Source organism: Streptomyces solicavernae (assembly GCF_029968095.1).
Taxonomy (GTDB): Bacteria; Actinomycetota; Actinomycetes; order Streptomycetales; family Streptomycetaceae; genus Streptomyces; species Streptomyces solicavernae.
Window position 1 is genome coordinate 201194 of record NZ_JASCIR010000003.1, and the last position, 13190, is coordinate 214383.

Genomic DNA, 13190 nt, shown 5'->3' on the forward strand with positions numbered 1-13190 from the left:
GCCTCCTGCGCGCTCCCGAACGCCTCCCGTACGACTCAGACCGCCGTGCTGCGGGCCTGCTCCCGGGCGCGTACGACGAGGTCCGCGAGGCGGTCCGTCACCGTCTCGGGGTGTTCCAGCATCGCCAGGTGCCCGGCGTCCGGCACGATCACCAGCTCCGCGTCGGGCAGCAGGTCGGCCATGGCCTCGCTGTGCCCGCTGGGCGTGATCAGGTCCTTGTCGCCGGCCAGGACGAGCACGGGCAGCGCCGCGAAGTGCGGCAGCGCGTCCGCCTTGTCGTGCCCGGCGAAGGCCGGGTAGAACTCCGCGACCACGTCGATCGGGGTGCCCTCGATCATCCGCTCGGCGAACCGCGCCACCGCCGGGTCCACGTCCCGCGAGGCGAAGGAGTACCGCTTGACGACCCCCGCGAACAGGTCGGCCGTCGCCCGCCGCCCCTTCTCGACCAGCTCGGCCCGCTGCCCGAGCGCCTTCAGCACCCCGGGAAGGACCCGGCGCACCGCGTTGACGCCCGCCACGGGCAGGCCGTAGTCGACCTCGCCGAGCTTGCCCGACGACGTACCGACGAAGGCCACGCCGATGACACGGTCGCGGATCAGCTCCGGGTACTGGTCGGCCAGGGCCATCACCGTCATGCCGCCCATCGAGTGGCCGACGAGGACCAGCGGGCCCTCCGGCGCGGCCGCGTCGATCACGGCCTTCAGGTCGCGGCCCAACTGGTCGATGTCGACCGGCACCCGCTCCTCGGCCTGCGCCCGGCCGCGGCCCGAGCGGCCGTGGCTGCGCTGGTCCCAGTAGACGGCGCGGACGGTGCCGCGCAGGGCGGCCCGCTGGAAGTGCCAGGAGTCCTGGTTGAGGCAGTAGCCGTGGCTGAAGACGACGGTGACCGGGGCCGGGTCGCGGCGGCCGAAGAGACGGCGGCGCCGGGGCGCGGCATCCTCGGCGGCCGGGTCGGCCGGGTCCACCTCGTAGTACAGCTCGGTGCCGTCCTCGGCCCGCGCCCGGCCCGGCTCGCCGCGCAGCGAACCGTAGGGGCCGGCGGAGTCCAGGGCGAGCCGGGCCTTCTGGCGCATGCCTCGGCCGACGGTCAGCCGCTCGATCGCGACGCCGGCGGCGGCACCCGCGGCGACCACGCCTATCGCGGCGCCGGCGACGCCCGCCCGCCGCCAGCTCGTGCCCGCCGCACCGGCGGCCCGCGCCGCGTCCACCGCCGCACCCACGGCGGCCCCCGCACTGGTCTCGCCCACCTGCCGCTCCTGCCTGGTCGTCGCTCGTACGTCCGTACGTCCTACTCGTTCACATAGACGCGCGGGACCCGGGATCCGATCCGCGTCACGATCTCGTACGCGATGGTGCCGGCCGCCTGCGCCCAGTCCTCGGCGGTCGGCTCGCCGCGGTCGCCGGGGCCGAAGAGGACCGCCTCGTCGCCCGCCGCGGGCTCGTCCCCGGCCAGGTCGACGACGAACTGGTCCATCGCGATCCGCCCGGCCGCCGTCCGGATCTTCCCGCCGACCAGGACCGGGGCGCGCCCCGACGCGTGCCGGGGCAGGCCGTCGCCGTAGCCGACGGGGACCAGGCCGAGGGTGGTGTCGGCGGGCGTCGCGTAGTGGTGGCCGTAGCTCACGCCGTGGCCCTCGGGGACGTGCTTGACCAGGGCGAGGGACGCGACGAGCGTCATCACCGGGCGCAGGCCGAAGTCCTCGGGGGCGCCGATCTCGGGGCCCGGCGAGATGCCGTACATGGCGATGCCGGGGCGCACCAGGTCGTAGTGCGCGTCGGGGAGCGTCAGCGTGGCCGGGGAGTTGGCGATGTGCCGTACCTCGGGTCGCAGGCCCGCGTCCTCGGCGTACGCCACGGCCTGGGCGAAGGCGGTGGACTGCGCGGCGATCGACGGGTGGCCCGGCTCGTCCGCGCAGGCGTAGTGCGACCAGATCCCGGTGACCCGGAGCGCGCCCTCGGCCTCGGCCTTCAGGGACTCCTCGACCAGCTCGGGCCAGTCGGCGGGCTGGCAGCCGCCCCGGCCGAGCCCGGTGTCGGCCTTGAGCTGGACGCGGGCGGTACGACGGGCCTCGCGGGCGGCGTCGACGGCCTCGCGCAGCGCCCACAGCCCGCTGACCGACACCTCGACGTCGGCCTCGATCGCCTCGCGCCAGGGCCCGCCGGGCGTCCACAGCCAGCACAGGACGCGGGCCTCGTCGAGCCCGATCCCGGCGGCGCGCAGCGCGAGCGCCTCCTGCGGGGTGGCGGTGCCGATCCAGGTCGCGCCCGCGTCGAGGGCGGCGCGGGCGCAGGGCAGCATGCCGTGCCCGTACGCGTCCGCCTTCACCACGGCCATGAACGCGGCCCGCGGCGCACGGGCCCGCAGAGCCCGCACATTGGCCCGCAGAGCGGCCAGATCGATCTCGGCGCGCACGCGCAGTGTCTCGTTCATCGTCCGCCCAGTCTCTCGTACGGGCCCGGTGTACGTCGTAAGGGGCTCGCCCCGGGGGTTGCTTCCCCGCCCCGCCCCTTCCCCTCAATCGCCGGAGGGGCTCAATTTGAGCCCCTCTGGGGGCACCTCCCAGCGGTAGCTGGGGGAGATTGAGGAGGCCCGTCCGGCAGGACTTTCGGGAAGGGGCGGGTAGGGGAAAAACTCAGCCCGCGACCACCTCACGCCAAGCCCCCCGCACCCCCTCCGCCACATCCTGCGCCCCCACCGGCGCCCCCCGCGCCGCCAGGCGGGCCGCGAGGCCGTGGAGGAAGGCGGCTGCGGACGCGGCGTCCACCGGGGAGAGGCCCGCGGCAAGCAGCGAGCCGGCAAGGCCCGACAGCACATCCCCGCTCCCCGCCGTGGCCAGCCACGACGTACCCGTCGGATTCACCCGCACCGGCCGCCCGCCCGGCGCCGCGACCAGCGTCGTCGACCCCTTGAGCAGCACCGTCGCCCCGTACGCCTCCGCCAGCCGCCGCACCGACGCCAGCCGCGCCGCCTCGACCTCCGCGCGGTCCACGCCCAGCAGCGCCGCCGCCTCCCCCGCGTGCGGCGTGAGCAGCGTGGGGGCCGTGCGGGCGCGCACCGTCGCCCGGTCGGCGAGGCGGAGGCCGTCCGCGTCCACGAGCACCGGAACGTCGGCCGCGAGCACATCCCGTACGCGCTCCGCGTCGTCGCCCAGGCCGGGCCCGACCACCCACGCCTGTACGCGGCCGGCCTTGGACGGCGGACCGGCGTGCACCAGCGTCTCCGGGTACCGGTCGATCACCGCGTCCGCCGCGGGCCCCACGTACCGCACCGCCCCCGCGCCCCCGCGCAGCGCGCCCGCGACCGCGAGGACCGCGGCGCCCGGGTAGCGCGCGGAACCGGCCGCGATGCCGACGACCCCGCGCCGGTACTTGTCGCTCCCGGCCCCCGGCACCGGAAGCAGCGCCGCCACATCCGCGTACTGCAACGCCTCCAGGTCGGCCGTGGCGGGCAGGTCGAGGCCGATGTCGATCAGGCGGACCGCACCCGTCCGCTCCTGCGCGGGGTCCACGAGCAGCCCCGGCTTGTACGCGCCGAACGTCACCGTCGCGTCCGCCCGCACCGCCGGCCCGCGCACCTCCCCCGTGTCCGCCTCCACGCCGCTCGGCAGGTCGACGGCGACGACGAAGGCCCCGGACGCGGCGGCGAGTCCGGCCAGCCGGGCCGCCTCCGGCCTCAGTCCGCCCCTGCCGCCGATGCCGACGATGCCGTCGAGGACGAGCCGGGCGCCCGCGATGTCCCGCTCGGGCGCGGCGGACACCCGGCCGCCCGCCGCGCGCAGCGCCCGCAGCCCGCCCGCGTGCGTGCGCTCCGGCGCGAGCAGCACCACCGCGACCCCGGCGCCCCGGCGCGCGAGCCGGGCGCCCGCGTACAGCGCGTCGCCCCCGTTGTCGCCGCTGCCGACGAGCAGCACGACCCGGGAGCCGTAGACCTTCCCCAGCAACTCGGCGCAGGCGGCGGCGAGTCCGGCCGCCGCCCGCTGCATCAGCGCGCCCTCGGGCAGCCGCGCCATCAGCTCCCGCTCGGCCGCCCGTACCGTCTCGACACCGAACGCCGTACGCATACGAAGACGCTCACCCTTCCGCGATCACCACGGCGGAGGCGACCCCCGCGTCATGGCTCAACGACACGTGCCAGCCGCGCACCCCGAGCTCCGCGGCCCGCTGCGCGACCGTTCCCTTCACGCGCAGCCGGGGCTGCCCGCTGTCCTCGACGTACACCTCGGCGTCCGTCCAGTGCAGCCCGGCCGGCGCGCCGAGCGCCTTGGCCAGGGCCTCCTTCGCCGCGAACCGGGCGGCGAGCGAGGCGATGCCGCGCCGCTCGCCGCTGGGCAGCAGCAACTCCCGCTCGATGAAGAGCCGTTCGGCCATCCCCGGGGTCCGCTCCAGGGACGCCTTGAAGCGGTCGATCTCGGCCACGTCGATGCCCACCCCGATGATCATTCGACGGTGACCGACTTCGCGAGGTTGCGCGGCTGGTCCACCTCGTTGCCGCGCGCCGTGGCCAGTTCGCAGGCGAAGACCTGCAACGGCACCGTCGCCATCAGGGGCTGGAGCAGCACCGGCGTGGCCGGAATGCGGATCAGGTGGTCCGCGTACGGCACGACCGCCTCGTCGCCCTCCTCCGCGATCACGATGGTGCGGGCACCCCGCGCCCTGACCTCCTGGATGTTGGACACGATCTTGTCGTGCAGCACCGAGCGCCCGCGCGGCGACGGCACCACCACGACCACCGGCACGCCCTCCTCGATCAGCGCGATCGGCCCGTGCTTGAGCTCCCCGGCCGCGAAGCCCTCGGCGTGCATGTACGCCAACTCCTTGAGCTTCAGGGCCCCTTCGAGCGCGACCGGATACCCCACGTGCCGCCCCAGGAACAGCACCGTGTCCCGGTCGGCGAGGGAGCGCGCCAGCGCCCGCACCGGCTCCATGGTCTGAAGGACCTGCTCGACCTGCCCGCCGATCTGCGCGAGCTCCCGGATCACCGCGTGGATCTCGTCGCCCCACTTCGTACCGCGCACCTGGCCCAGATACAGCGCGACCAGATAGCAGGCGACGAGCTGGGTGAGGAACGCCTTGGTGGAGGCGACGGCGACCTCGGGCCCTGCGTGCGTGTAGAGCACGGCGTCCGACTCGCGCGGGATCGTCGAGCCGTTGGTGTTGCAGATCGCGAGCACCTTCGAGCCCTGCTCGCGCGCGTGCCGCAGCGCCATCAGCGTGTCCATGGTCTCGCCGGACTGCGAGACCGCCACGACCAGGGTGCGGGCGGCGAGGATCGGGTCCCGGTACCGGAACTCGCTGGCCAGCTCCACCTCGCAGGGGATTCGCGTCCAGTGCTCGATGGCGTACTTGGCGATCAGCCCCGCGTGGAAGGCCGTACCGCACGCCACGATCACGACCTTGTCGACCTCGCGCAACTCCGCGTCGGGGATACGGAGTTCGTCGAGGCTCAGCGAACCGGAGGCGTCGATCCGGCCGAGCAGCGTGTCGGCGACGGCCTTCGGCTGCTCGGCGATCTCCTTCAGCATGAAGGAGGCGTAGCCGCCCTTCTCCGCGGCCGAGGCGTCCCAGTCGATGTGGAACGTGCGTACGTCCGCGGGGTTCCCGGCGAAGTCCGTGACCGTCACCCCGTCCCGGCGCAGCTCGACCACCTGGTCCTGGCCCAGCTCGATCGCGGAGCGGGTGTGCGCGATGAACGCCGAGACGTCCGAGGCGAGGAACGACTCGCCCTCGCCGACGCCCACCACGAGCGGGGAGTTGCGGCGCGCCCCGACCACCACGTCCGGCTCGTCCGCGTGCACGGCGACCAGGGTGAACGCCCCGTCGAGCCGCCGGCACACCAGGCGCATCGCCTCGGCCAGGTCGGCGCAGACCGAGTACTCCTCGGCGAGCAGATGCGCGACGACCTCGGTGTCCGTCTCGGAGTCCAGGCGGTGCCCGCGCCCGGCGAGTTCGTCCCGCAGCGCGGCGAAGTTCTCGATGATGCCGTTGTGGACGACGGCGACCCGGCCCGCGTTGTCGAGGTGCGGGTGGGCGTTGGCGTCGGTGGGGCCGCCGTGGGTGGCCCAGCGGGTGTGCCCGATCGCGCTGGAACCGGCCGGCAGCGGCCGGTCCACCAGCGCCTTCTCCAGATTGACCAGTTTCCCGGCCTTTTTCGCGGCCGCCAGTCCGCCGTCGGCGGCGACCGCGACGCCCGCCGAGTCATAGCCCCGGTACTCAAGCCGCTTCAGCCCGGCGAGCACCACGTCAAGCGCCGACTGCGAGCCGACGTAACCCACGATTCCGCACATGAGTCGCAGCCTACGACCCCCCGCCCGCCGATCCCCCGTCAGCCGTGGCGCGAAATCCGATCCCGGGCATCCCGCAGCAGCGGGACCGGGCCTGCGCAGCCGGAGTGCTCGCCCGCCCCGGATCTGCGCGGACGAGGACACGGCTGCCTGCGGACGGTCCAGACCTTGTGGAGCGCAAGGCCGGCGGTACGTGACGCACCCCACCCGCCACAGCGTTCATCCAGCCGCAACAATGTTGTCGTGATCTCTTCGCCGCCCCGAAGCGCCCACCGCAGTGCGCACCGCCGCGCCGAGCCGACGCCGTACGTCGACCTGACGCGCGCCGAGTGGAGCGCGCTGCGCGACAAGACGCCGCTGCCGCTCACCGCCGACGAGGTCGAGCGGCTGCGCGGGCTCGGCGACGTCATCGACCTGGACGAGGTGCGCGACGTCTACCTGCCGCTCTCCCGCCTCCTCAACCTCTACGTCGGCGCGACGGACAACCTGCGCGGCGCCCTCAACACCTTCCTCGGCGACACCGGCGGCGGCCACGGCACGCAGTACGGCACGCCGTTCGTCATAGGTGTCGCCGGTTCCGTGGCCGTCGGAAAGTCCACCGTGGCCCGCCTCCTGCAGGCCCTGCTCGCCCGCTGGCCGGAGCACCCGCGTGTCGAACTCGTCACCACGGACGGGTTCCTGTGGCCGATGAAGGAGATGAAGGAGCGGGGCCTGCTCTCCCGCAAGGGCTTCCCCGAGTCGTACGACCGCCGCGCCCTGACCCGCTTCGTCGCCGACATCAAGGCCGGCAAGGACGAGGTCACCGCGCCCGTCTACTCGCACCTGATCTACGACATCGTGCCCGGCCGGCGCCTCACCGTGCGCCGCCCCGACATCCTGATCGTGGAGGGCCTGAACGTCCTGCAGCCCGCCCTGCCCGGCCAGGACGGCCGCACCCGCGTCGGCCTCGCGGACTACTTCGACTTCAGCGTGTACGTGGACGCCAGGGCCGAGGACATCGAGCAGTGGTACCTCAACCGCTTCAAGAAGCTGCGCCAGACCGCGTTCCAGAACCCCGACTCGTACTTCCACCGGCACACCGCGGTCTCCGAGGAGGAGGCCCTGGACTACGCCCGCACCATGTGGCACACCATCAACAAGCCCAACCTCCTTGAGAACGTGGCCCCGACGCGCGGCCGCGCCGACCTGGTCCTGCGCAAGGGCCCCGACCACAAGGTCCAGCGCCTCCGCCTGCGCAAGCTGTGAACCGGCGGTCTACGCTGCCGGGATGCAGCATCTGCGCCTGATCACGCCGCCGGACCGCACCGACGACGTGGTCGGACTCATCGAGAAGACCGTCGGCACCACCCACCTCGCCGTGTTCCCCGGCGCCGCCCGCAACCCGGTCGGCGACGTGGTCACCTGCGACGTGGCCCGCGAGGCCTGCGACGAACTCCTCGGCGACCTGCGCGCGTTGGAGATCGACAAGTGCGGCTCGATCGCCCTGGAGAACATCGACCTGTCGCTGTCGGACCGCGCCGACAAGGCCGCGGAGGACGCACCCGGCGAAGGCGCGGACGCGGTGGTCTGGGAGCAGCTCACCGACGCCACGCACGAGGAGTCGACGCTCTCCCTCACCTACGTCGCGTTCCTCACCCTCGCCACGATGATCGCGGCCTGCGGCGTGGTCCTGGACAACGCGATCCTGATCGTCGGCGCGATGGCGGTCGGCCCGGAGTTCGGCCCGCTGGCCGGGATCTGCACGGCCGTGGTCCGGCCCGCCCCGCGTCTGGCGCTGCGCTCCCTGATCGCCCTGCTCGTCGGGTTCGCCCTCGCGATGCTGGTGACGGTCGGGTTCAGCTACTTCATGGACGCCGTCGGGCTGTTCACCGAGAACAAGCTGGAGGCAGAGCGCCCCAACACGGGCTTCGTCTACGCCCCGGACCTGTTCTCGTTCGTCGTGGCGGTACTCGCCGGTGCGGCGGGAACGCTCTCCCTGACCTCGGCGAAGTCCGGTGCCCTGGTCGGAGTCGCCATCTCCGTGACGACCGTCCCCGCGGCCGCCAACGCCGCCGTCGCACTGACCTACGGAGACATGGGCCAGACCATCGGCTCGGTCAATCAGCTGCTGCTCAACCTGCTCGGCATCGCCCTGGCGGGCACGCTCACGCTGCTGCTCCAGAAGTGGCTCTGGTCGGGCCAGCGCGAGCGCGCCGCACAGCAATCGGCTCAGGGCCTGTCCGGTGGATCTTCGCGGGACAGGCCCTAACCGAGCGAGGACTTCACCGCGTCCGCCAGCCGTTCGGCCACCGCCCGCGCCTGCTCGATGTCGGCCGCCTCCACCATCACCCGTACGAGCGGCTCCGTACCCGAGGGACGCAGCAACACCCGCCCGGTGGCGCCGAGTTGACGCTCCGCCTCGGTGACCGCGCCGGCCAGCCCGGCGGAGGTGGCGACGCGGGACTTGTCGACGTCCGGGACGTTGATCAGCACCTGCGGCAGCCGCCGCATGACGCCCGCGAGCTCCTTGAGGCTGCGGCCGGTCTGCGCGACCCGGGCCGCGAGCATCAGGCCGGTGAGCGTGCCGTCGCCGGTGGTGGCGTGGTCGAGGATGATCACATGCCCGGACTGCTCGCCGCCGAGCGCGTAGCCGTTCTCCTTCATCGACTCCAGGACGTACCGGTCACCGACGGCGGTCTGCACGAGGGCGACGCCCGCGTCCTCCATCGCCAGCTTGAAGCCCAGGTTGGACATCACCGTCGCCACCACGGTCTCCTGGCGCAGCGCGCCCCGCTCCCGCATGGCGAGCGCGAGCACCGCGAGGATCTGGTCGCCGTCCACCTCCTCGCCGGTGTGGTCCACGGCCAGGCAGCGGTCGGCGTCGCCGTCGTGCGCGATGCCGAGGTCGGCGCCGTGCTCGACGACGGCGGCGCGAAGGAGCTCCAAGTGGGTCGAGCCGCAGCCGTCGTTGATGTTCAGGCCGTCCGGCTCTGCGCCGATCGTGACGACCTGGGCACCGGCCCGGGCGAACGCCTCGGGCGAGACCCGCGCGGCCGCGCCGTGCGCCTCGTCGAGGACGATCTTCAGCCCGTCGAGCCGGTTGGGCAGCACGCCGATGAGGTGCGCGACATACCGGTCGAAGCCCTCGTCGTACGACTTCACGCGGCCCACGCCGGCGCCGGTGGGGCGCTCCCAGGGGGCGCCGGTGCGGTGCTCCTCGTAGAGCGTCTCGATCCGGTCCTCAAGGTCGTCGGCGAGCTTGTGGCCGCCGCGCGCGAAGAACTTGATGCCGTTGTCCGGCATGGCGTTGTGGCTGGCGGAGAGCATCACGCCGAGGTCCGCGCCGAGCACACCGGTGAGGTACGCGACCGCCGGGGTCGGCAGCACGCCGACGCGCAGCACGTCCACCCCGGCGCTGGCCAGACCGGCCACCACGGCGGCCTCCAGGAACTCCCCGGACGCACGCGGATCACGCCCGACCACGGCCGTCGGCCGATGGCCCTCGAACGTGCCCGCCTCGGCAAGTACGTGGGCCGCCGCGACGGAAAGTCCGAGCGCCAGCTCGGCCGTCAGATCCGCGTTGGCGACACCGCGCACGCCGTCCGTGCCGAAGAGTCGTCCCACTGGTGTCCTCCGTACGTTTCTGCAGCCTTCGGAACGCTTTTGGCGCTCCGAACATACGCTGAGCATTCGCTGTTGAGCGTCGCTGAGCACTTCTGTCGTTGTACGCCCAACGCGCTTGGTAACACGAACGCCCCGGCAGCACAGAGCGTGCCGCCGGGGCGTTCGAGATGCAGTGAGCAGGCAGCGATTAGCGCTTGCTGTACTGCGGGGCCTTGCGGGCCTTCTTGAGACCGGCCTTCTTGCGCTCGACCGCACGGTCGTCACGCTTCAGGTAACCGGCCTTCTTCAGGGCGCCGCGGTTGTTCTCGACGTCGGCCTCGTTCAGGGCGCGGGCGACACCGAGGCGGAGCGCACCGGCCTGACCGGAGACACCGCCACCCGCGATGCGGGCGACGACGTCGTAACGGCCGTCCAGTTCGAGCACCTTGAAGGGCTCGTTGACTTCCTGCTGGTGGACCTTGTTCGGGAAGTAGTCCTCAAGCGTGCGCCCGTTGACCTTCCACTTGCCGGTGCCCGGAACGATCCGGACGCGGGCGATGGCGTTCTTGCGACGGCCCAGGCCGGCGGCCGGCTGCGGCTCGCCGAAGCGCGCGGCGTTGGACTCCGAGGTGTACTCGCCCTCGACGGGCGCGTCCGACTCGGTGGTGTACTGCTCGACGTCGACGATCTCGGTCTCTTCGACCGGCGTCTCAACGGTGGTCTCGGCCACGATTCTCCTCAGATCTTTCTTTACGTCTTAGGGGCTGTGGCCGGAATTACTGCGCGACCTGGGTGATCTCGAACGGCACCGGCTGCTGGGCAGCGTGCGGGTGCTGGTCGCCCGAGTAGATCTTCAGCTTCGAGAGCATCTGACGACCCAGGGAGTTCTTGGGGATCATGCCCTTGACGGCCTTCTCGACGGCCTTCTCCGGGCTCTTCTCAAGCAGCTCGTCGTAACGGACGGAGCGCAGACCACCCGGGTAACCGGAGTGGCGGTACGCCATCTTCTGGGTCTTCTTGTTGCCGGACAGGTGAACCTTGTCGGCGTTGATGATGATGACGAAGTCGCCCATGTCCATGTGCGGGGCGTAGGTCGGCTTGTGCTTGCCCCGCAGGAGGTTAGCTGCCGTAGTCGCCAGACGGCCCAGGACGATGTCCTGCGCGTCGATGATGTGCCACTGGCGAGTGACATCGCCGGGCTTGGGGCTGTACGTACGCACGGTGTCGTAGCCTTCGCTTCTTCAGTGAGTGGGTCCTGACATGGCCACCACGGACGATGTACGACAGCCATGGCGGACCTCGGTGACGCAACCGAGTCCTGCCGCTGGTCATCGGCCCGGCGGACCGGTGTAAGGGCCCCTCACGTGAGAATGAGCAAGCCAATACACATAACGAACTGGCAGAATACCCGCGCCGCCCCGTACGGGTCAAAACGCGGCCTGGAGACCGGCACCGCCGGCTCCCCCGCGTGACGCGGTTCTGCCGCCTCCACGGTAACCGACCCCCACGGTGCACGGCACCCGGCGACCGTCAGGCAGCAGCCCCGCCTCTCCCCCGCAACCCTTAGGATGCGGCCCATGAGCTTTGGGCAAGGGGGGCCTCAGTGGGGGCCCGGCGCACCGCAGGAACCCCAGTCGCAGGCGCCCGACTGGGCGGCGCTCGCGGAGGCCTCCGAGTCGCGCAACAAGCGCAAGAAGTGGCTGATGATCGGCGGCGGCGCACTGGCGACGGCCGTGATCGCCGGCCTCGTCGCGACCGCCGTGGTCTCCGCCAACAGCAAGAACGTGGCGAAGAACCCCGACGACCTGCCCGCCTCCGAGGAGATCCCGAACAGCACCTCGTCGGGCGGCCCGACCTTCGCCGAGACCAAGGCCCCGCCCCCGCCGGACCCGAAGGAGTACATCTCCGACGCGAAGAAGGACAAGGCGCCGCTGTCCGTCGACTCGCTGTTCCCCGGCAAGAAGTTCACCAAGGGCAGCACGGTCTACAAGAAGGGCGCCTCGACCTCCACCAAGAAGTGCGCGGACGCCGCCCAGGGCAAGCTCGGCCCGGTCCTGAAGGCCAACGACTGCAAGCGCCTGATGCGCGTCACGTACGAAAAGGACGGCATCGCGGTGACCATCGGCGTCGCCGTCTTCGAGAACGCGAAGCAGGCGGAGAAGGCCAAGGACCAGGCGGACAAGAACAGCAACGTCCTGTCCCTGCCCGGCAAGGGCGTCCCGTCCTTCTGCCGTACGTCGACCTGCTTCACGACCATCAACTCGTACGGCCGCTACGGCTACTTCACGACCGCCGGATTCACCAACGGCAAGGCGGTCACGGAGAAGGACGACAAGGTCTTCGCCGCCGCCAAGGACCTGCAGGGCCTCGCCTTCCAGCAGATCCACAAGCGCGGCGAGCGGCAGGCCTCAGCAGCAGCCGGTCTGGGCTAGCCCGCCGGGGAGCGTGCGCTTGTTGCGGGCCTCGCGATTACGCGCGGCCAGCAACTCGTCCCCGGGGTAGCCGACTTCCTCCAGGGTCAGGCCGTGCGGCCGCACGACGTGCACGGCCGAGTCCCGTACGCGTGCGGCGAGCACCTTGCCCGGCCAGTCGGTGTCCCGGTGCCCGTCGCCGACGAACAGCAGCGCGCCGATCAGCGAGCGCACCATGTTGTGGCAGAAGGCGTCGGCCCGCACGGTCGCCGTGACGATCCCGTCCTCGCCGCGCACCAGGCTCAGCTCCTGCAGCGTACGGATGGTCGTGGCGCCCTCGCGCTTCTTGCAGTACGCCGCGAAGTCGTGCTCGCCGAGCAGCTGCCGGGCGGCCGTGTTCATGGCGTCGACGTCCAGCTCCCAGTCGTGCCACAGCACATGGCCGCGCAGCAGCGGGTCGACGCCGCCGGGGTGGTCGGTGACGCGGTACGCGTAGCGCCGCCAGATCGCCGAGAACCGCGCGTTGAAGCCGGCCGGTGCCTCTTCGGCCTTCCACACCCGCACATCGTGCGGCAGCCGCCCGGCAAGCCGCCGCAGCAGCTTCTCCCGGTGCTCGGCCCACAGCTCCCCGGGCAGGTCGACGTGCGCCACCTGCCCGCGCGCGTGCACCCCGGAGTCGGTCCGCCCGGCCACGGTCAGCTCGAAGGTCTCCTTCGACCGGGTCACCGTACGCAGCGCGGCCTCGATCTCGCCCTGGACGGTCCGCTGCCCCTCCCGCTGCTTGGCCCAGCCGGAGAAGTCCCGTCCGTCGTACGACAGGTCGAGCCGTACGCGCACGAACCCGGCCGCTGCTTCGTCACTCACCCAGAAAACCCTTCACGTCTCCGGTCCCTCAAGAGAAAAGCGGGCCCACCCC

Annotated in this window: 11 protein-coding genes and 1 pseudogene; 3 read left to right on the forward strand and 9 right to left on the reverse strand. The window is 72.2% G+C overall.

What is annotated here, in order from left to right:
- Positions 1-16: 16 nt before the first annotated feature.
- From QIS99_RS05760 to glmS, 5 genes and pseudogenes are all read right to left on the reverse strand, one after another.
- Positions 17-1247 (reverse strand): annotated as a pseudogene (locus QIS99_RS05760) (alpha/beta fold hydrolase); the annotation flags it as partial.
- Positions 1248-1288: 41 nt separating this feature from the next.
- Positions 1289-2431, reverse strand: coding sequence for an alanine racemase (gene alr / locus QIS99_RS05765; RefSeq protein WP_282511117.1), 1143 nt, complete (start codon positions 2429-2431; stop codon positions 1289-1291).
- Positions 2432-2633: 202 nt separating this feature from the next.
- Entirely contained in the window at positions 2634-4061 is a 1428-nt protein-coding gene (locus QIS99_RS05770) for an NAD(P)H-hydrate dehydratase (protein ID WP_282511118.1), read from the reverse strand.
- 10 nt (positions 4062-4071) lie between these two features.
- The gene (locus QIS99_RS05775) at positions 4072-4440 is read right to left on the reverse strand and encodes a holo-ACP synthase (protein ID WP_282511120.1); all 369 of its coding nucleotides are present in this window, start codon (positions 4438-4440) and stop codon (positions 4072-4074) included.
- Positions 4437-6284, reverse strand: a complete 1848-nt coding sequence (gene glmS, locus QIS99_RS05780; protein ID WP_282511122.1) for a glutamine--fructose-6-phosphate transaminase (isomerizing) — start codon at positions 6282-6284, stop codon at positions 4437-4439. The genes QIS99_RS05775 and glmS overlap by 4 nt, the downstream gene beginning before the upstream one ends.
- A gap of 240 nt (positions 6285-6524) precedes the next feature.
- Here glmS and coaA point away from each other — a divergent pair, with 240 nt between their 5' ends.
- Positions 6525-7526 carry a type I pantothenate kinase gene (gene coaA / locus QIS99_RS05785; RefSeq protein ID WP_282511124.1) on the forward strand — a complete coding sequence of 334 codons (1002 nt, stop codon included), beginning with the start codon at positions 6525-6527 and terminating at the stop codon, positions 7524-7526.
- A gap of 22 nt (positions 7527-7548) precedes the next feature.
- On the forward strand, positions 7549-8529 hold the full coding sequence (locus tag QIS99_RS05790; RefSeq protein WP_282511125.1) for a DUF389 domain-containing protein: 981 nt from the start codon (positions 7549-7551) through the stop codon (positions 8527-8529).
- Here QIS99_RS05790 and glmM read toward each other — a convergent pair.
- The 3 genes from glmM to rplM all read right to left on the reverse strand — a co-directional run bounded on the left by glmM (position 8526) and on the right by rplM (position 11083).
- Positions 8526-9884, reverse strand: coding sequence for a phosphoglucosamine mutase (gene glmM / locus QIS99_RS05795; RefSeq protein ID WP_282511126.1), 1359 nt, complete (start codon positions 9882-9884; stop codon positions 8526-8528). The genes QIS99_RS05790 and glmM overlap by 4 nt on opposite strands.
- Positions 9885-10071: 187 nt before the next feature.
- Complete coding sequence (gene rpsI, locus QIS99_RS05800; RefSeq protein ID WP_282511127.1) at positions 10072-10593, reverse strand: 30S ribosomal protein S9; 522 nt, start codon at positions 10591-10593, stop codon at positions 10072-10074.
- Between the two features lie 46 nt (positions 10594-10639).
- Positions 10640-11083, reverse strand: coding sequence for a 50S ribosomal protein L13 (gene rplM, locus QIS99_RS05805; RefSeq protein WP_282511129.1), 444 nt, complete (start codon positions 11081-11083; stop codon positions 10640-10642).
- Positions 11084-11440: 357 nt separating this feature from the next.
- On the opposite strand from rplM, the gene QIS99_RS05810 reads away from it, so the two are divergent.
- Entirely contained in the window at positions 11441-12295 is an 855-nt protein-coding gene (locus QIS99_RS05810; protein ID WP_282511131.1) for a hypothetical protein, read from the forward strand.
- Here QIS99_RS05810 and truA read toward each other — a convergent pair.
- Complete coding sequence (truA, locus tag QIS99_RS05815) at positions 12272-13138, reverse strand: tRNA pseudouridine(38-40) synthase TruA (protein WP_282511133.1); 867 nt, start codon at positions 13136-13138, stop codon at positions 12272-12274. The two genes, QIS99_RS05810 and truA, sit on opposite strands and share 24 nt — an antisense overlap.
- Between the last annotated feature and the right edge of the window lie 52 nt (positions 13139-13190).